We start from the raw sequence: 19,195 nt of genomic DNA, 5'->3' as shown, positions 1-19,195 counted from the left end.
ATAGCCAAATAATTTATGCCTAATATGCTATTTATCAAATGCAGTTTGGCTGCAGGCTCGCTGATTAAATACTGTCTGGGCTACGCAAATTTTTCACAGCGATACGATCTGCTTGCTTACGGTCACGCTCAGGCGTCATTTGTGGCTGATAGATACCCTGATCATTGACATGAATACCTAGCGGGCGACGCTCTTTAGTAATCGACTCTTGCAGCAACATCAAGCCTTGGATCAACGCTTCTGGACGCGGCGGACAACCGGGCACATAGACATCAACAGGGATAATTTTGTCCACACCTTGCACGACCGAATAGATATCATACATACCGCCAGAGTTGGCACAGGCACCCATCGAGATAACCCATTTTGGCTCAAGCATTTGCTCATACAGGCGCTGAATAACCGGTGCCATTTTGACAAAACAAGTACCAGCGACGATCATCACATCCGCCTGACGGGGCGACGCACGGATAACTTCGGCACCAAAGCGTGACAAATCATGAACGGCGGTTAAGGTGGTGGCATATTCGACATAACAGCAAGAGGTACCAAAGTTAAATGGCCAAAGTGAGTGCTTGCGCCCCCAGTTTGCTGTTGAATGGACGAGGTCTTCGAGACGACCCATAAAGACGTTTTTATTCACTTCGTCTTCGATTGGATCATTGACCGTTTGACTGGTCTGTGCAGGATAGACATCTGCATCAGGGTTGGCTTTTGTTAATGTGTATTTCATAACATACAACCTTTATATTAGGCGAAGCGCAGCAATCATCTTGCTTCCGCTATCGCCTTAACTTCTATTATTAATAAGCGACCATTTTGCAGTAATGTGCCACAAGACCGTCAAAAGCGATTAGCGTTTGACTTTGTCTTGTTGCGCAGATGTAGCAAAATCCATGGAAGTCACATTACCAGTAGTATTAATATGATCGATATTTTGCAAGTGACGACGGTTGGTCTCGATATTGTTCGAGACATTAATCTGCCCTGAAGACTGGGCTGGTATCTTGCCAGTTGGATCGACCATCAGCTCATCGACGCCATCAAACTGCGTAATATCTGCCAAATTAAAACCTGCCGGAGCTGCATATAGACGTGGTTGCTTGCGACGCTTGTCCGATGGTGCCCAATTCATCGCACCCAGACTGAGCTCGTATACCAAGCCTATGATCAAGATGGTAATGAATATCGCGGCAGCGGCGAAGCCCAACCAGCCTGCTTCACGTACTGAAACGGCATAAGCGTATAAATATAGCGCTTCTAAATCAAAGATAACGAAGAAGATTGCCACCAAATAGAATTTGGCAGACAAACGAATACGGGCGTTGCCAGCTCCGACAACACCCGCTTCAAATACTTCTTCTTTTTGTGAGCCCTGAGAGCGACCGCCAAGCAAACGCGGCACAACCAGCATAAAGACCACTAGCCCAATGGCGGCTAAGATAAAAGCAATGGCTGACCAATTAAAAGCAGACATGATAATACGTGCTCCTCACCCAATCGAGTGTCAAGCGCAGCGCACATACTCACAAACTATAGAGTGGTAATGGCGACTGGCATAACGCAGACGAAAACACAAAGTAACTGCCATTGGGTCTTAATAACTCAATGGCTCATATAGATACTGTGCTGGTAATAACCAATTATCAAGCTTATTGACGACGATGTCAGACATGACCAACTATAGATACTCCGATATATAACGGAGAAAGGCTGGTCGCCTAACGCATCTTCTAACAACGTAAGATCAACGTATTAAATCAATATCATATTCGATAGTTTATTTAATTGATTTAATAGCTCATTACACGTGGTCAACAATGACGAGACAACTGGCATAAATTATTTACGTACTATACGCATATCAGTGCCTAAAAGCTAGTTTTTAACTGTATTGAACGGTCACTTTATAGGTGAAAGAAACATGTTTTTTTTGCCATGAATTATGATATAGACGTTACCTTATATTAAGCCCAAATCCACATTTTTGAATGGACGCTAGTATATATAGTATAAGTCACGAAAAATTAACGCTTTTTTACTGGGTGCCGATCCTTGAACTCCTCCCCAATGTGACGGTTTTTGCTTTATAATAACCCGCCTAATTGCATGGTAGTATCAGCGGCTGTTTTAGCGATGGCTCTCTTGATTAATTGTCACAAAATATTAATGGTCATGAGCGTGATTAGCGGATAGGTTGATTAACCTTATCGACGCCATGTTTTGATATCGAGATGATGCAACAAGCTATAATGCTATGTTGCCGTCTTGCGCTATCGATCTGCCTCATACGTGCCGTTTTTATCTCACTGAGCAACACTTGATATCAACACTCGTCTTTTTTGCTTTCTTTTTGCTTTTGTCTTACAGGTCACCTTATGAGTCAACTTAATCCCAAACAACAAGAAGCGATGCTCTACGTATCCGGTCCATTGCTTGTGCTAGCAGGTGCCGGCTCCGGTAAGACATCGGTGATTACCCGCAAGATTGCGTATCTAATCGAAGAATGCAACATGCCAGCCGAGCGTATCACCGCGGTGACCTTTACCAATAAAGCGGCGCGCGAGATGAAAGCCCGTGTCAGTAAATTGCTGCCGAGTGAAAAAACTCGCGGGCTGACGGTGTCCACCTTTCACCAATTTGGGCTACAGTTTTTGCGTTATGAGCTGATTCATACCCCGCTCAAGGGTAACTTCTCCATCATGGACAGCGACGACAGTAAGCGTTTGCTGATGGAGTTGATGATGCGTGACAATTTAAGCGGCGCTGAAAGTCGTGAATTGGTCGGCAAAGCCATTAAAATGATTTCTGACTGGAAAAACGATCTGATTGAACCAGATAAGGCGATGGAAACCTTAGACGATCCAGAAGACATGATCTTCGCCACCCTCTATGCCTTATATGAGCGTAATCTGCGTGCTTATAATGCCGTCGATTTTGATGATTTAATTGTCCTGCCGACCAAGATATTACGTGAAAACAGAGAGCTGCGCGATAAATGGCAAAACCGTATTCGTTACTTGCTCGTCGATGAATATCAAGATACCAACACTGCCCAGTATGAGATGATTAAATACTTAGTCGGACCGCAAGGGCGTTTTACCGTCGTGGGCGATGACGATCAATCTATCTATGCGTGGCGCGGTGCAAAACCTGAAAACATGGCGTTACTCAAAGAAGATTTCCCAAAACTCAAAATCGTCATGCTTGAGCAAAACTATCGCTCGACCACGCGTATTTTGACCTCTGCCAATGCCGTTATTACCAATAACGAGCATTTATTTGAAAAGAAACTCTGGTCAGATAAAGGTCAAGGTGAAAAAATTCGCATTATTAACTGTCGTAATGATGATGATGAGTCTGAGCGTGTGGCAAAAGAGATTGTCACTCATAAACTACGTTTCGGTAATGAATGGGAGCAGTACGCCGTTCTTTATCGCAGTAACTTTCAGGCGCGCATGCTAGAGGCGCAGTTGCGTCAACTGCAAGTGCCTTATAAGTTGTCGGGCGGTCAGTCGTTCTTTGCGCGTAGTGAAATCAAAGACATCATGGGCTATCTGCGTTTGATTCTGAACCCTGAAGACGACAGTGCGTTTTTGCGTATTATCAATACGCCTAAGCGTGGAATGGGGCCAGCAACGCTAGAGAAGTTAGGCTTATTTTCACAAGAGCATAGCATCTCGCTACTCGCTTCTTGTACGCATGCAGGGCTCGCGCATGTTTTACCGTCGAAGGCTTATGGTACGATAAAGGAGTTCGGTGAGTTTATTGAACATTATACGCGTGAGCTGGATCAGCATCCTGACCCTGTGCCTATCGTTCGTCAAATGATTGATGAAACGGGTTATATCGACTTTGTGCGTAGCGACGCCAAAACCCCACAACAAGAAAAAAACCGTATCGATAATATTGATATGCTCTACACTAGTATTCAATCGCTGATTAATCGCGCTGAAGAAGACGAAGATCGCACCATTGATACCATCATTCGTAAGCTGGTGTTGCTAGATATGCTCGAGCAACAGCAAGAAGAAGAAAATACCAACAAGGTTAACTTGATGACCTTGCATGCAGCAAAAGGCTTGGAGTTTGATTTTGTGTATATCATGGGGCTTGAAGAAGAAATGCTACCGCATCGCAATTCTATCCTAAGCGAGACGGTCGAAGAAGAACGGCGCTTGATGTATGTGGGCATTACTCGTGCGCGTCGAGAGCTGACATTGACGCTAGCGACTCAGCGCCGTGCGGGCGGACAGATGCGTGTCACTTCTGAATCGCGCTTTTTAGATGAGTTACCAGAAGAGCATATCGACTGGCCAGCCAAGGCGAAAAAGAAAAAAGCGACTAAAGACCCAGAAGCCGTTGCTGATGAATACTTGGCTAATATTCGCGCTTTATTGGGTAATCGTTAGCGTTAGGCTCAACACTTGAGAGCATCACCAGTTAGCGACATGAGAAATTAGCACTTATTCGACATTTTAGTGTTTGTTATTATTTATACTTTCTAAAAACTTTGGAACCTTTATGCCTACCCCTATGCCTGATCAGGAACGACCATCTACGCTACAGGGAGATTACAATCCGGCAGAGTATAGCGGCGAATATAAGCTTCTATACCTGCAAAGTTTGGTTGCTGACAAGGCATACGAGGCGATTACTGAGTTTTTAGAAAAGCAGTCCAAATATGAGATTGCGAGCCTATTAGAATCGTTCCCTAGCCAAAATCGCTTATTGATTTGGGCACAAGTACCAGAAAACATCAAAGGCGAAGTGCTTGCCGAGTTAGAGTTTGATACACGCCAACCGCTGTTAGAAAACGTCTCATCGAAAGACATTTCCTTATTTACCCAAGACCTTGATGCGCAAGACATCTCTGAGATTTTAGACACCGTCACCGAAAGTGTGCGTACCTCGGTCATGGCAACCTTGGATGAAGACATCCGAGTACAGGTCAATAAGCTCGATACCTATGCTGACTGGGAAGTCGGTCGTTACATGGATCCTGACCTCATTCAGATCAGGGATGATATCAGCCTTGCAGAAGTACAGAACTGGCTACGAGAAAATGACGATTTGCTCGATGATGAAAGCCAAGAGCTGCTGGTTGTCGATCAAAGCCAACAATTACTCGGGCTGCTCAGTCTGGTCGATTTGATTAAACATGATCAAACTACCTTAGTCTCAGAATTGATTGATAACGCCATCACCATTAATGATCGCTTAGACATCCAAGATGCCGCAGCGATTTTCCGCTCAGAGGACATTCGTTTTGCCCCCGTTATTAATAGCCATGGTGAGTTGGTCGGTCAGTTAAATGGCGAGGACATCATGGAAATTATCCAAGATGATGTCGATAGCACCATGAAAAACCTCGCGGGTGTCAGCCAAGATGAAGAGCTGTTTGCGCCTATTTTAACCAGTGCTAAAAGCCGCAGTATTTGGCTAGGTATTAACCTGTGTACCGCCTTATTGGCTGCGGCTGTGATTGGTCAGTTCGAGGCGGTACTGGCAAAAGTGGTGGCGCTGGCGATACTCATGCCTGTGGTCGCGAGTATGGGCGGTATTGCTGGGTCACAAACTCTGACAGTGGTTATTCGTGGTATGGCGATGGGTCAAATCGGTGGTTCCAACCGTTTGTGGTTATTAAATAAAGAGCTGTGGGTTGGCGCGATAAACGGTATCATATGGGCGATAATCATGGCGATTATTGCCCAACTATGGTTTCATGACATTAAAATCAGTGCCGTCATTGGCTTTGCCATTGCCATTAATATGACCGCCGCCAATGTGTCAGGCATTAGTATTCCACTGCTCCTAAAACGCATGAATATTGACCCTGCCCTATCCGCCTCGGTTATCTTAACCACCGTGACGGATATCGTCGGCTTTATGTCATTCTTGGGTTTGGCAAGTGTGTTGATACTATAGTCACATAGCCAACGTTAAAACTATATTATTTAGAAATCATATAGTTTAGAAATTATCTTATTTAGAAACAATGTTATTTAGAAACTATCCAACCGTTAAGTGAGTGCGTTATGCAAGCTGTACAAGTTAAAGTATTAAACCCTAAAATTACTGAAGATAAAGCGTTCTCGTTACCGACACGCGCCACTGATGGCAGCGCTGGTATCGACTTGCGCGCTTGTATTGATGAGCCATTGACGATTAAAGCAGGTGCCACACATTTAATTGGTACTGGTTTGGCGGTTTATATCCAAGATCCTAACTTTGCAGGGATGATTTTACCGCGCTCAGGTCTTGGTCATAAGCACGGTATCGTCTTGGGTAATTTGGTTGGCTTGATTGATGCCGATTATCAAGGTGAGCTGATGGTCAGTATTTGGAATCGTAGTAATGAAGACTTTGTGTTGAATCCTGCGGAACGTATGGCACAATATGTCGTCGTACCCGTTGCCCGCCCTGAGTTTGAAGTGGTGTCAGAGTTTAGTGATACCAGTGCACGTGGTGCAGGCGGCTTTGGACATTCAGGCCGCCAGTAATTAGTTATCATTACTGATTTGCCATTTTAATTGTACTTTAGTCATCACAAAATCACCATCACGTGAATCACGCCATAAGGAGAGTAAGCGATGCCGTCTTTTGCTGCGCAGCAATGCTTATTTCGTGCTTATGATATTCGTGGTTCACGCCAGCATTTTACCACTGATTTTATTCAAGCATTGGGCAAGGCATTTGCTCAGCTTTACAGTGTCGCAGATTGCAACTCAACCGCAGCTCCTGCCAAAGCCTGCTTACCAAAACCAAGTATCGACCTTAAAAGAACCGTCATTGTGCTTGGTTATGATGTGCGTCTCGGTAGTGATACTATCGCTCAGAGATTGGCTAACTTACTCACTGAATATGGCCTACAGGTTATCCAGCTGGGGTTAATTACTACCCCCATGATGGTTTTTTGGGCAGAGCAATATTCTGGTCATGGCATTATCGTCACCGCCAGTCATTCTGCTAAAGACATTTTAGGTATTAAATGGTTGGTCAACCATCAATCTCCGAGCCATGCAGAGATTCAGTTGCTTTGGCAAAAAACACGGGGTAACTATGCCTGCTACCTCAATCACGCTCAAGCACAGATTGATGCTCAAAATACGCTGAAAAATACAATTGCTAGATCTATTTGTAATCAACCTTTCAATTTATCTGATGCACAAGTCGCGACGACTTATATTGAGGCTATCGCTCAAGTTTTTAAGCAAATTCATCCCTGTAATAAACCACTTCTCAAAAATAACCAACAACCATCTGACACCCTTGATGTGGTGGTGGTCATAGATTGTATGCATGGGGCGACCAGTAATATCGCCCAGCGTTTATTTGAGCATTTTTGCCAGCAGGTCATCATGCTTAATGACACCGCAGATGGCAGTTTTCCCTCTGGCAATCCTGATCCCACTGAACCACACCGTCTCAAACAATTACAGCGAAGTGTGCGTCAACATCAAGCAGATATAGGTATCGCTTTTGATGGCGATGGCGATCGCTTAATGATCGTCGATAATAGCGGTAAAGTTGTCACGCCCGATCACTTGCTATATTTATTAGCGCAAGTGGCGCTGACCGAACACCCTGAAACGCTGTGTTCTAAAAGCCCAAGCCATTCACAACTGCCTTTTCAAATCCTTTTTGATATTAAATGCTCCCATCATCTACCGAAACTCTTGTCTGAGCTTGGCGCAACACCTGTGCTCAGTAAAACGGGCAGCAGCTTTATGCGCCGACAGATGCAGCAGTCTGCTGGTCAAATTGTCTTTGCGGGTGAATTGTCAGGGCATTTCATATTTAATGATAGCCGTTTTATTATTTATGATGACGCCATGTACGCGGCCTTGCGATTGCTGCATTGGCTAGCGACTTACGATGCTCACGGTAAAAAATCTCTGACTGATATTACAGAGCAATTGCCTGCTATGGTCAGTACAGCGGATCATTATTTGCCGATGCCTAAAACCCTTAAAAAAGACGATGCTATCGTCGTACAGCTGACCAAATTTTGTCAGTATTTACGCCAACTCGTGGAAGCGACTGTAGCAGAAGATTCTGATGATCATTGGATAGCTACTAGCCAGCCATCGCTTTGCCGTTGTTCGATGAGTCGGCAATATATGACGCCCAAGCAAGCCAAATGCTTATTGCCAGTGGGGACGAAGCTGAGCTGTATTGATGGCGTGCGTTTAGATTTCGCCCATGGTTTTGGGGTGCTCCGCCAATCAAACACCAGTCACAATCTTACCGTACGCTTTGCTGGTGATAGCATAGAAGACTTACGCGACATCCAAGCAAAATTTGCCGCTTTATGTCGCCCATTTGATAAAAAACTGGCGGAACAAATTGTCGCTATTCCTGCCGAATAGTTTTGAGCAAAATAGTTACCGTCAAAGTAGTTGCTGTCAAATAAAAATATGACTTTTTAATACCATAACTTAGGAGTTTATAATGACGCTTAATTTAGATGATGCCAAAAACACTGCTGAAGTATTGACCACAGCGCTGCCTTATATCCAGCGCTTTGTTGATAAGCTTATCGTGGTCAAATACGGCGGCAATGCAATGACAGATCCTGCGCTTGAGAGCTCATTTGCCCGCGACATCGTCTTGTTAAAAACCGTTGGCATTCATCCCGTGGTCGTGCATGGCGGTGGCCCACAAGTGGATAACTTATTAAAAGAGTTGGGGCGTCAGTCAGACCGTATCGATGGGATGCGCGTCACCGATAAAAGTACCATGGATATCGTCGAGATGGTCTTAGGTGGTAGCGTCAACAAATCTATTGTTAGCTTAATCAACAAACACGGTGGCCGCGCCATTGGTCTGACGGGTAAAGATGCCAATTTAATCCTAGCCAAAAAACTGATGATGGAAAAAATTGGCGCAGATGGGATTGCTGTGCCCATCGATTTAGGGTTTGTCGGTGATGTGGTCAGTGTCAACAAAGACGTGATTAACATGCTCATTGCCTCTGACTTTATTCCTGTCATCGCGCCACTTGGGGTCGATAGCGAAGGCAATACGTACAATATCAATGCCGACTTGGTTGCAGGTAAAGTAGCCGAATTTTTACAAGCTGAAAAGCTCATGCTTCTGACCAATATCAAAGGTGTGCTGGGTCGTGACGGCGAAGTCGTGACTGGACTCACACCAAAGAAAGTCGACAGCCTCATTGAAGACGGCACTATCTCAGGCGGTATGATTCCCAAAATCCAATGTGCACTTGATGCGGTACGTAGCGGCGTGAAAAGTGCGGTAATCGTCGATGGTCGCGTGCCTCATGCCACATTGTTAGAGATTTTCACCAATGAAGGGGTTGGTACATTAATCAGTCGTGATTTAGGCTCATCATTGGCCGAGTAGCAGGAGTAAATCATGGCATTATGGCTCTGGTGTCTACTTTTTATCTTAGAAAGCTTGTATTGCTGGTGGATTATTGGCTATGGTGGCGCAAAATGGATAGAAGGGTGGAAGTCATTTTTCCTTATTGAGTGGTTTGCACTAGATTGGAATGCTGAACAAATTCGCTTTTACGTCTTGCTTATATGGCTCGCAAGTGTGATTTGGTTTATTTTAGGTGTTATAAAGCCCGAGCTAAGAGGTTCTTAGCTCGGGCTTTATTGATGGTAGCCGTATTCTTTTACGGAAAAACTTTATCAAACTCAGCTTCATCATAACCGCATAGTAATATATTCTTATTTTTATCAGTCAGCTCACCTTCAACTATCGGACGCTTAATCATGCTGGTATTTTCTACTAGCAAATCAATGGCGTTATCTAGACTAGCATCAGCCGCTTGCTTTTGACTGTCGTCTAGTTTGCGCCATGTGGTGCCACGCTTGTTCAGTACTTTATCAATACCTAGCTCATTTACCCAATGCTTAACGCTATCTTTATCGATACCTTGTTTTTTATAATCATGAAAATCATAACTGACACCTAGCTCGTCTAGTTTGGTAAAAGCTTTTTTCATGGTGCTGCACGATTTGATACCGTAAATAGTGATGCTCATAAAAACTCCAAATCAATGATTATTATTCTGTTTATTATACCTAAGCCTATAGGTATTTGGTTTATGATAACCAAAACATTAAAAACCCGCTCAAATTTTCGAATTTGTATTCTTCGTCATGCGTAAACGCCCTATCATATCGTCGCAATTTTCGCCAAATTACGCTATGCTATGGCATTGTGAAATTTCACCCAATTTATTCGTATTAATCAATCTCGAGCCAACTATGAGCAATACAGTGACATCTGACCAAGCTGAAAACAATCATTATAACCCACAAGCGATAGAAGCGGCGCAGCAAGCCAAATGGGCAACTGACAAGCGCTTTGAAGTGAGCAATGAGCCAAGCGATAAGCCAAGTCGCTATATGCTGTCGATGTTCCCTTACCCAAGCGGTAAGCTGCATATGGGTCACGTGCGTAACTATACGATTTCTGATGTACTGAGCCGTTACTATCGACTCAAGGGCTATGAAGTCATGCAGCCTATGGGCTGGGATGGTTTTGGCTTGCCAGCAGAAAACGCGGCGATTGCTAACCAAACTCCACCTGCCAAATGGACGTTTGCCAATATTGACAGCATGCGCGCGCAGCTTAAATTACTGGGTTTGTCTATTGACTGGTCACGTGAATTTGCTACTTGCAGCCCTGAGTATTATCAGTGGGAGCAATGGTTGTTTTTACAGCTATACAAAAAAGGCTTGGTCTACAAAAAACTGTCAACAGTCAACTGGGATCCTGTTGATAATACCGTCTTAGCCAACGAGCAAGTCATCGATGGTAAAGGCTGGCGTAGTGGTGCTGCGGTCGAAAAGCGCGACATTCCGATGTATTACTTCAATATCACCGATTATGCTGACGAATTGCTCGATGATTTGGATCAGCTAGAAGGTCACTGGCCATCAGAAGTATTGACCATGCAGCGCAACTGGATTGGTCGTAGCGCAGGCATGGAAGTACACTTCCCTTATGAGCTTGCTGGCGAGACCAATACCTTAGATGTGTTCACTACTCGCCCTGATACTTTGATGGGTGTGACTTATGTGGCGGTCGCGGCCGAACATCCGCTAGCGCAGTATGCCGCTGAGCATAATGAAGCGATTGCGCAATTCTGTGCGCTTTGCAAAAAAGGCTCAGTTGCAGAAGCAGACCTAGCTAAAGCTGAAAAAATCGGTATGGCTACTGGTCTTACGGTCACGCACCCACTCACTGGCCAAGAAGTACCTGTATGGGTTGCCAACTATGTGCTTATGAGCTACGGCTCAGGCGCAGTGATGGCTGTCCCTGCTCATGATGAGCGTGATTATGAATTTGCGATTAAATATAGCTTACCCATTAAACAAGTCATCGATATCCCTGTCGGCTATTTCGATGCGTTGGAAGCAGATGCAAAGGCGAACGATACTGAGATTAATCGTGCTTATACCGAACGCAATATTTTGGTCAATTCAGGCGAATTTGATGGGTTAGACTTTGAGCAAGCATTTGAAGCGATGCTGACCAAACTAGAACCACAAGAGCTTGCAAAGAAAAAAATCCAATACCGTCTCCGTGATTGGGGTGTTTCTCGCCAGCGTTATTGGGGCTGTCCTATCCCAATGGTTAACTGTGAGCATTGCGGTACCGTACCTGTCGAAGAGCAAGATTTGCCCGTTGTCTTGCCGACTGATGTCGTTCCTGATGGCCGTGGAAATCCGTTAAAAAACATTCCAGAGTTTGTCAATACGACGTGTCCTAAATGCGGTAATCCTGCTGAGCGCGAAACCGATACCTTTGACACCTTTGTGGAGTCAAGCTGGTACTATGCACGCTTTGCAAGCCCAAATGATGCGCAAAGCATGGTCAACAAATCTGCCGCCAATAAGTGGCTGCCTGTCGATCAATACATCGGTGGTGTTGAGCACGCGGTGATGCATCTACTTTATGCACGCTTCTTCCATAAACTGATGCGTGATGAAGACTTGGTGTCAGGAAATGAGCCGTTTGCTAATTTGATGACGCAAGGCATGGTATTGGCAGGGACATTCTATCGCCTAAATGCGGATGGCAGTACCACGTACTATTTTGCAGAAGACATTGATATCGACTATGACGAACGTGGTCAACCGATTAAAGCCATCTTAAAATCTGATGGGCAGCCGGTGACCATTGGCAAAATCGAAAAAATGTCTAAGTCAAAAAACAACGGTGTTGATCCGCAAATTACCATCGATAAATACGGCGCTGATACTGTTCGTCTCTATACGCTCTTCACCGCGCCTGCGGATCAAACGCTAGAATGGTCAGATGATGCGCTCAAAGGCCCTTATAACTTCGTTAAAAAAGTATGGCGTATTGCTACTGAACACATGCAAGCGCTTACTGCCGCGAACCTAAGTATCGAGACGCTGAACAATGAAGCTTTGAGCACTGATGGCTTAAGCAAAGAAGCCAAAAACTTACGCCGTAAAACTCATGAAACCATTGCTAAAATCGATAGTGATTTGGGTGATCGTTTGGCATTAAACACACCTGTATCAAGTTTGATGGAGCTTGCCAACGAGCTGACTGGCTTTAAGGCCAATAGCACGCAAGACCTACAGGTACAGCATGAGGCATTGACGGATCTGCTGATTATGCTATCCGTATATGCGCCGCACATTGGTGAACATTTACTTGAGCAATTGGGTTTAGATACCATTACCTTGAATTATCCAGAAGTTGATAAAAGCGCTCTGGTACAAGATATGATCACGATGGTAGTACAGGTCAATGGTAAAATGCGCGGTAAAATGGACGTAGCCCCAAATAGCGATCCAGAACAGCTAAAAGCACAAGCACGCTCAATGGAAAGTGTGGCAAAATTCTTGACTGGCGACATCAAAAAAGAAATCGTCGTCCCCAATAAGCTGGTAAACATCGTGGTGGTAGGCTAGATTTTTTAGGCTCAGTACTTTTTATTAGTTTAATGATTAGTCTGAGCCTTTTCATAATATTAGGATAGCGATTATGTCGTATAAATATCGAGCAGGTCAGTCACCCAAAGCCAGCTTAAGCAAAAAAGACGCTTTTGCCAAAAAATCAAGCGGACAAAAACTGGTGGCGGCTTTTCTGACTGCCCTGCCAATGTTTACGCTACTAGGTGCAACGGCAGCTATTAGTGGCTGCGGCTTTCAACTGCGGGGCTATGATGCACCGATGCTGCTTGATGTCGCCAAAACAGCCGTGATTCTAGAAGACAATCGCACCTCATTTCCGCTTAAGCTGCCATTGACAAGACGCCTAAAAACTTTAGGTGTTGAGGTCATTGACAACATGACAGCAGCTGATGTTGCGAACAATAACAAACAAGCAAGTGCTGAACCCATTGCCGCTATCACCATCAATAACGTGCGTTTTAAGCGTTATGAGCTGGTCGGTGTCTTGACAGAGATACGCTTGGTACTTTCAGCAGATGTCAGCTATCAGACCATGGAAAATGGCAAACCAATTACGCTAAGCAACCCTATCCAAGTCGAGCGTAGCTATCAATATAATGAAGCATCGGTGAGCACTGATGATCAGCAAGGCGATCAAATTCGTGACTGGCTCTATGACAGTTTGGCACGCCGAATTACTGATCAATATGTCGCCATCTCCCTACCAAAAGTCAGCTCTTCTGGAGTCAGACAATCTGTGCAAAGCGGTAATGGCTCAACGTCGATCGCGGTGGTAGTGCCAAACCCATAATGTAGAATGCACGACACATTCCACGTTTATTTTCATCAATCTGTGTACTTATTACCCTATGCAAGATACCTTTATACAAGCCTACCCAAAGCTACTACAGCCTTCCGTTGCAGTCGCGGGCTTGTGGCTGGCGCATGGTGATGAGCCACTACTCAGTCAATGGCTCATCGATGCCCTGCGACCACATTGGCGCGCGCAGAATTACGCGATTAAGCGTATTGAGCTGATATCAGTCAAGAGCTGGCAAGAAGTATTGTCAGAGCTTGGTAGCCAGTCTTTATTTGATGATGCCAGTGCACTCATCGTGACGGGTAACCATAAGCCTGACAAGGCGGTCATCACTGAGCTTGAGCGCTTTGCCGTTGAAGCTCAAACAGGGACGCACAGTCATAGTTTATTATGGCTCACGCCCAAACAAGACAAGCGAGCGCAGAGCAGCAAGTGGTTTACGCCATTTGCTCAATATGGTCATGTCATTGATTGCAATTTATATAATGAGCAGCAACGACAGCAGCTACTGCAAATACAAGCTCAGCAGTTTGGTTTACGGCTATCGCAAGAAGCCTGGCAGCTGCTTATGTCGCATACTGAGCACCATCTGCTAAGCGCTTATCAGACCTTATGGCGGCTATCCTACTTATTTGCGCCGCAGTTAGTCGCTAAGAATATTGAGGCTACTCAACAGGCTGATCACTCTACACAACTTCCAAACAATGTTGCCTTAGACATTAAGGATCTACAAGCCGCGTTGGTCAGTGATGCACAGTTTAGCGTCTTTGATTTATCGGATGCAATGCTTGCCGGTAACAGTACGCAAGTCGCCAAAATCATGTTTCAGCTGAAAGCCACCGACGAGCCAACCACCTTGGTATTATGGGCGGTTAGTAAAGACATGCGGCAAATTATGCAGTTGATGGATGGACAAGACCCGCAAGCGCTTGGTATCTGGCGCAGCAAACAAGGACTGTATCAACAAGCTTGCCGCCGGCATTCAAATGCGCAAACTCAAGAATGGCCTGCCCTACTTTATCGCTGTGATCAAGCCATCAAAGGTCTCATTCGCCAGCCAGCGTGGGAGCTACTATTACAGGCAGCGCTTGAGTTGTCAGGTAAGCGGCTGTTTACTGCACGATAAATAGCAATTATTCTTAATATACGTCAACGTCTTCATTACTGGCGTAGTCGATTTTTAATCCCCTCCTATTATGATGGCATCCTATCTAAAATTTAATTTTGATAACTTTCAGCGTAGTGCTTTGTCTCCTTCCATAAAAACCACCTTAACCTTTCTTAAACTAATTACCATTCCCTTTTGGACTTCAAGCCTCTACTATATGTACACTTGATTTCATTGTGACTGGATTGTTGTTATGCGCAAAATAAGCAAAAAGTCTGCTATCAAATGGGGTGTCATCGCCTTAATCATTGTAGCATTAGGGGCTTTGGCCTATACTTTTTTAAAACCAGAGGAAGAAAAACCCAGTTATTTAACCGCACCTGTTGAGGTTGGTGATATCGAAAACAATGTCATGGCATCAGGTAAAGTTAAAGCACTTAATACCGTTGATGTTGGTGCACAGGTTTCTGGTGAGGTCACAAACCTCTATGTAGAAGTGGGTGACGAGGTGAAACAAGGTGATTTGATTGCACAGATTGATCAAGTGACTCAGAAGAACAGCCTGAGCAATGAACAAGCCAGTCTTGAGCAAAGCGAAGCCGCGCTACAAAGTGCGCAAGCAGAATCGTTAAGCAAACAAGCCAGTCTAAAAAGTGCCTATGCTGATCTTGCCAGCCGTCAGTCTGAGCTTAAACAAGCACAGTCTGATTTTGCACGCCTGCAAGGACTGCTCGCTATCGATGCGATATCACAACAGGATTACGATACACAGGCAACAAAAGTTCAAACAGCGCAGGCAGCGGTCGCCAATGCACGCGCTGCTATTGATACGGCACAAGCCGCCATTGCAACAGCCACTGCAAACATTAATAGCCAACAAGCAGCATTACGAAAGTCTCAAACCAATGTCGCAACGGCTCAAGAAGACCTTAGCTATACAACGATTCGCGCGCCAATATCAGGTACTGTCGTCTCAGTGACCACAGAGCAAGGCACGACGGTCAATGCCAATCAAACAGCCCCGACCATCGTCACTTTAGCAGATTTGTCTACTGTTAGAATCAACGCACAAATCTCCGAAGCCGATGTTATCAATGTCAATGCTGGTATGCCCGCCTACTTTAATATCATCGGTAATCCAGACAAGCAGTATGATGCGACACTGACAGCTATTGAGCCGGCACCCGAGGAAATTAGCAAGACCAGCTCAACCGATTCTGCAATCTACTATGTTGGCTACGTAGAAGTAGCTAACCCTGAGCGATTATTTCGTATTGATATGACCGCCCAGATTTATATCATCATCGATCAAGCCAAAGACGCGTTGCTTGTGCCATCAGCAGCCATACAAGAAAGACCCGCAAGAAATCAAACTGAAGGTCAAGCAAAAACCAGCAAGGTTGTACGCGTACTAAATGATGACGGCACAGTAGAACCTCGCACAGTAGAAGTGGGCATTGATAACCGAGTAAATGCGCAAATTTTGAGTGGTGTGAAGGAAGGTGAGCAGGTTATCATCGGCGAAGGTAGTGCCAATGCTTCAGGTAAAGGTGGTGGTCGTACTCGTATACCTGGTGGTACTCCAAGGATGTAATTAATTCTTTGACTATGTTAACGATGAAAGGGCTTGAGCAACTTAGCCCTTTTCTCACGACACTCACTATCTTTGATTAAAGACATTGCTATGACTATATCTCAATCTGCTAAACAGCCGACCGACAGCACTAACACATCGACAGAATCTCACTCACAGAATAACACTACATCTATCGCTGACAAGCCCATTATGGAGCTGTCGGGTATTATTCGAGAGTTTGCTGCTGGCGAGCAAACCATTCGCGTATTGCACGAGGTTAATTTAACGATTAATCAAGGTGAAATGGTCGCGATTATCGGGCAATCTGGCTCTGGTAAGTCTACTCTAATGAATATCTTGGGTTGCTTAGATCAGGCGACAGCAGGTGACTATAAGATTTACGGCCAATCAGCAAACAAACTAGAGGCAGATGAGCTGGCTGAGTTACGCCGAGAGCATTTTGGCTTTATCTTTCAGCGCTACCACCTACTCGGTGACATTAGCGCTAAAGATAACGTTGCCGTCCCTGCCGTATATGCTGGTATGAACACTGAGGCACGAATCAATCGCGCAGAAAAGCTCTTGACCGATCTAGGTCTTGGTGAAAAGGTAAATAATCGTCCTAGCCAGCTCTCAGGCGGTCAACAGCAGCGTGTTTCTGTTGCTCGCGCTCTGATAAATGGTGGCGATGTCATCTTAGCTGATGAGCCAACTGGTGCACTAGATAGCAAATCTGGCGAAGATGTGATGGCGATCTTACATGACCTAAATGCTAAAGGTCATACCATCATTATGGTCACTCATGATCCCAAACTTGCTGCCCAAGCCGAACGAGTTATTGAGTTAAAAGATGGCTACGTCATTGCAGATTACAAAACTGAGCATTATAAACCGACAACTCAACACCCAGAATCTATCCTCGGTGGACATCGTAAAAGTGCCTTTGGCAGTTTTGTGGATCGTTTGCTCGAAGCTTTTAAAATGTCCTTACTTGCCATGCGTGCACACAAGATGCGCACCTTGCTGACCATGTTAGGCATTATCATCGGTATCGCTGCGGTTGTGTCTATCGTTGGTCTTGGTCGAGGCTCTCAGCAGCAAATTCTCGCAAATATTAGCTCGCTAGGAACCAATACTATAACAGTGAATGACGGCTACCCTAGAGGCGACCCGCGACGTAAATATAATGACGACAACCTCACACCAGAAGATGCAGAAGCGGTCAGCAGTCAACCGTATGTTATCAATGTGAGCCCTCAAGTCAATACCAGCTCTAGTGTACGCTATCGCAGCGTGCAGGAAGACTCGACCATCAATGGTGTTGGTGAGTATTATCTAGAGGTCACTGGTGAGACGTTGGCATTAGGTCAAGGTTTCGATTCGCAAAGTATCGACCTTCGCAGTCAAGATATTATTATCGATGACAATGCCAAGAGTGCTTTTTTTGCAGATATAGATAACCCTATCGGAGAAGTCATACTCATCGGTAGTGTGCCTGGACGCGTGGTTGGCGTCCTTGAGGCAAGCGACGGTGGCTTTGGACCAAGTAGCACGACACCCGTCATATATATGCCTTATACCACTGTGATGTCACGTATAACTGGTAGTGCAAATATTGATAGTTTTATAGCACTGTTAGATGATAGTGTCTCATCTAGTGTAGCTGAGTCTGCTATTTCCGACATAATAGAAGGTCGCCATGGTAAAGATGATTTTAATATTATTAACTCAGACTCTATTCGTCAGACCATTGAATCGACCACAGGTACTATGACACTGCTCATCTCATCGGTTGCTGTTATCTCATTGATCGTTGGTGGTATTGGCGTGATGAATATTATGCTAGTATCGGTCACGGAACGCACTAATGAAATTGGGGTACGTATGGCAGTTGGGGCTCGTCAAAACGATATCATGCAGCAGTTTTTGATAGAAGCCGTACTCGTCTGTATTTTGGGCGGCTTATTAGGTATTGGACTGGCCTTTGCTATTGGTGAAATCATTAATAATTTTGCTGGTGATAGCTTTAAAGTGATTTACTCACCAACCTCTATCATTGCTGCCTTTATTTGTTCAACCTTGATTGGCGTTGTCTTCGGCTTTTTACCAGCACGTAATGCAGCCAAGTTAGATCCTGTTGAAGCACTTTCTAGAGATTAACCGCTATATTGCAAAATATTAGATAGCTGGATACGGCATTTCCTTTAAATTCACTGATAAACGTCAATAAAATGCATATTTTTTACTTTAATTGCACTTTTTTTATATTACGGGGTTGTAATTGTCCTGATAGTGTATATAATGTGCTCTCACGTTTAGGGATAGAAATTCTTTAAACGTTGAAACAAACTTAATGCCTCTTTTAATGTTGATTGACCTAATATTAAAAATTAAGTTTAAAGACATTTTTTAGATGTCTAGTTTTAATAAGTTTGCCTTTAAGGAAATTTATCTTGCAGAGTTAAAAAAGCCATGCTTTTTTTATACACTCTTCAGGGCCGATAGCTCAGTTGGTAGAGCAGTTGACTTTTAATCAATTGGTCCCGCGTTCGAGTCGCGGTCGGCCCACCATATTTAGTATTATGCTTGTTATGTACATTGCCCTATCAGGTATTGGCATAATAAGTAACAAAGTTTAAGAAGCTTTCTTTTAGAAAACTTCACCGAATTTACGAAGCTGTAAATTCACTTGCAGAGTTAAAAAAGCCATGCTTTTTTATATACTCTTCAGGGCCGATAGCTCAGTTGGTAGAGCAGTTGACTTTTAATCAATTGGT

The 19,195-nt window shown here is 44.5% G+C and carries 14 protein-coding genes and 2 tRNA genes (1 of these 16 cut by a window edge); 13 read left to right on the top strand and 3 right to left on the bottom strand.

Annotation, left to right across the window (positions count from 1 at the left end; genetic code table 11):
* Window positions 1-64: 64 nt before the first annotated feature.
* Both I3257_RS08145 and ndhC read right to left on the bottom strand, forming a co-directional pair.
* The gene (locus I3257_RS08145; RefSeq protein ID WP_025653094.1) at window positions 65-733 is read right to left on the bottom strand and encodes an NADH-quinone oxidoreductase subunit B; all 669 of its coding nucleotides are present in this window, start codon (window positions 731-733) and stop codon (window positions 65-67) included.
* Window positions 734-853: 120 nt separating this feature from the next.
* The gene (ndhC, locus tag I3257_RS08140; protein ID WP_055124534.1) at window positions 854-1,477 is read right to left on the bottom strand and encodes an NADH-quinone oxidoreductase subunit A; all 624 of its coding nucleotides are present in this window, start codon (window positions 1,475-1,477) and stop codon (window positions 854-856) included.
* 901 nt (window positions 1,478-2,378) lie between these two features.
* On the opposite strand from ndhC, the gene I3257_RS08135 reads away from it, so the two are divergent.
* From I3257_RS08135 to I3257_RS08110, 6 genes are all read left to right on the top strand, one after another.
* Window positions 2,379-4,412: a UvrD-helicase domain-containing protein gene (locus I3257_RS08135; RefSeq protein ID WP_060490569.1), complete on the top strand. Its 2,034-nt coding sequence runs from the start codon at window positions 2,379-2,381 to the stop codon at window positions 4,410-4,412.
* Between the two features lie 112 nt (window positions 4,413-4,524).
* Window positions 4,525-5,928, top strand: a complete 1,404-nt coding sequence (mgtE, locus tag I3257_RS08130; RefSeq protein WP_201581019.1) for a magnesium transporter — start codon at window positions 4,525-4,527, stop codon at window positions 5,926-5,928.
* 110 nt (window positions 5,929-6,038) lie between these two features.
* The gene (gene dut / locus I3257_RS08125; RefSeq protein WP_045444733.1) at window positions 6,039-6,503 is read left to right on the top strand and encodes a dUTP diphosphatase; all 465 of its coding nucleotides are present in this window, start codon (window positions 6,039-6,041) and stop codon (window positions 6,501-6,503) included.
* Between the two features lie 90 nt (window positions 6,504-6,593).
* The gene (locus I3257_RS08120) at window positions 6,594-8,372 is read left to right on the top strand and encodes a phosphomannomutase/phosphoglucomutase (protein WP_238049366.1); all 1,779 of its coding nucleotides are present in this window, start codon (window positions 6,594-6,596) and stop codon (window positions 8,370-8,372) included.
* Window positions 8,373-8,454: 82 nt separating this feature from the next.
* Window positions 8,455-9,369, top strand: a complete 915-nt coding sequence (argB, locus tag I3257_RS08115; RefSeq protein ID WP_238049365.1) for an acetylglutamate kinase — start codon at window positions 8,455-8,457, stop codon at window positions 9,367-9,369.
* A 12-nt stretch (window positions 9,370-9,381) separates the two neighbouring features.
* Window positions 9,382-9,615, top strand: coding sequence for a hypothetical protein (locus I3257_RS08110; protein ID WP_055124538.1), 234 nt, complete (start codon window positions 9,382-9,384; stop codon window positions 9,613-9,615).
* Between the two features lie 31 nt (window positions 9,616-9,646).
* Here I3257_RS08110 and I3257_RS08105 read toward each other — a convergent pair whose 3' ends face one another.
* Window positions 9,647-10,018 (bottom strand): Spx/MgsR family RNA polymerase-binding regulatory protein, encoded by a 372-nt coding sequence (locus I3257_RS08105; protein WP_238049364.1) that lies wholly within the window; start codon window positions 10,016-10,018, stop codon window positions 9,647-9,649.
* Between the two features lie 226 nt (window positions 10,019-10,244).
* Here I3257_RS08105 and leuS point away from each other — a divergent pair, with 226 nt between their 5' ends.
* The 7 genes from leuS to I3257_RS08070 form a co-directional block, all read left to right on the top strand.
* Entirely contained in the window at window positions 10,245-12,932 is a 2,688-nt protein-coding gene (gene leuS, locus I3257_RS08100) for a leucine--tRNA ligase (RefSeq protein WP_238049363.1), read from the top strand.
* 73 nt (window positions 12,933-13,005) lie between these two features.
* Complete coding sequence (locus tag I3257_RS08095) at window positions 13,006-13,725, top strand: hypothetical protein (protein WP_238049362.1); 720 nt, start codon at window positions 13,006-13,008, stop codon at window positions 13,723-13,725.
* A gap of 58 nt (window positions 13,726-13,783) precedes the next feature.
* On the top strand, window positions 13,784-14,860 hold the full coding sequence (holA, locus tag I3257_RS08090; protein WP_238049361.1) for a DNA polymerase III subunit delta: 1,077 nt from the start codon (window positions 13,784-13,786) through the stop codon (window positions 14,858-14,860).
* A gap of 235 nt (window positions 14,861-15,095) precedes the next feature.
* Window positions 15,096-16,436 carry an efflux RND transporter periplasmic adaptor subunit gene (locus I3257_RS08085; RefSeq protein WP_238049360.1) on the top strand — a complete coding sequence of 447 codons (1,341 nt, stop codon included), beginning with the start codon at window positions 15,096-15,098 and terminating at the stop codon, window positions 16,434-16,436.
* A gap of 192 nt (window positions 16,437-16,628) precedes the next feature.
* On the top strand, window positions 16,629-18,578 hold the full coding sequence (locus I3257_RS08080) for a MacB family efflux pump subunit (RefSeq protein WP_238049380.1): 1,950 nt from the start codon (window positions 16,629-16,631) through the stop codon (window positions 18,576-18,578).
* A 335-nt stretch (window positions 18,579-18,913) separates the two neighbouring features.
* A tRNA-Lys gene (locus tag I3257_RS08075) sits at window positions 18,914-18,989 on the top strand.
* A gap of 159 nt (window positions 18,990-19,148) precedes the next feature.
* Window positions 19,149-19,195, top strand: a tRNA-Lys gene (locus I3257_RS08070) (it continues 129 nt past the right edge of the window).

The organism is Psychrobacter sp. Ps7, from assembly GCF_022129225.1.
Lineage (GTDB): Bacteria > Pseudomonadota > Gammaproteobacteria > Pseudomonadales > Moraxellaceae > Psychrobacter > Psychrobacter immobilis_A.
Note: the sequence above shows the minus strand (reverse complement) of the source record. Positions and strands in the feature narration are given on the sequence as shown.

Coding starts and splice junctions, on each gene's coding strand:
- I3257_RS08145 (WP_025653094.1), bottom strand. CDS start 733: ATGAAATACACATTAACAAAAGCCAACCCTGATGCAGATGTCTATCCT.
- ndhC (WP_055124534.1), bottom strand. CDS start 1,477: ATGTCTGCTTTTAATTGGTCAGCCATTGCTTTTATCTTAGCCGCCATT.
- I3257_RS08135 (WP_060490569.1), top strand. CDS start 2,379: ATGAGTCAACTTAATCCCAAACAACAAGAAGCGATGCTCTACGTATCC.
- mgtE (WP_201581019.1), top strand. CDS start 4,525: ATGCCTACCCCTATGCCTGATCAGGAACGACCATCTACGCTACAGGGA.
- dut (WP_045444733.1), top strand. CDS start 6,039: ATGCAAGCTGTACAAGTTAAAGTATTAAACCCTAAAATTACTGAAGAT.
- I3257_RS08120 (WP_238049366.1), top strand. CDS start 6,594: ATGCCGTCTTTTGCTGCGCAGCAATGCTTATTTCGTGCTTATGATATT.
- argB (WP_238049365.1), top strand. CDS start 8,455: ATGACGCTTAATTTAGATGATGCCAAAAACACTGCTGAAGTATTGACC.
- I3257_RS08110 (WP_055124538.1), top strand. CDS start 9,382: ATGGCATTATGGCTCTGGTGTCTACTTTTTATCTTAGAAAGCTTGTAT.
- I3257_RS08105 (WP_238049364.1), bottom strand. CDS start 10,018: ATGAGCATCACTATTTACGGTATCAAATCGTGCAGCACCATGAAAAAA.
- leuS (WP_238049363.1), top strand. CDS start 10,245: ATGAGCAATACAGTGACATCTGACCAAGCTGAAAACAATCATTATAAC.
- I3257_RS08095 (WP_238049362.1), top strand. CDS start 13,006: ATGTCGTATAAATATCGAGCAGGTCAGTCACCCAAAGCCAGCTTAAGC.
- holA (WP_238049361.1), top strand. CDS start 13,784: ATGCAAGATACCTTTATACAAGCCTACCCAAAGCTACTACAGCCTTCC.
- I3257_RS08085 (WP_238049360.1), top strand. CDS start 15,096: ATGCGCAAAATAAGCAAAAAGTCTGCTATCAAATGGGGTGTCATCGCC.
- I3257_RS08080 (WP_238049380.1), top strand. CDS start 16,629: ATGGAGCTGTCGGGTATTATTCGAGAGTTTGCTGCTGGCGAGCAAACC.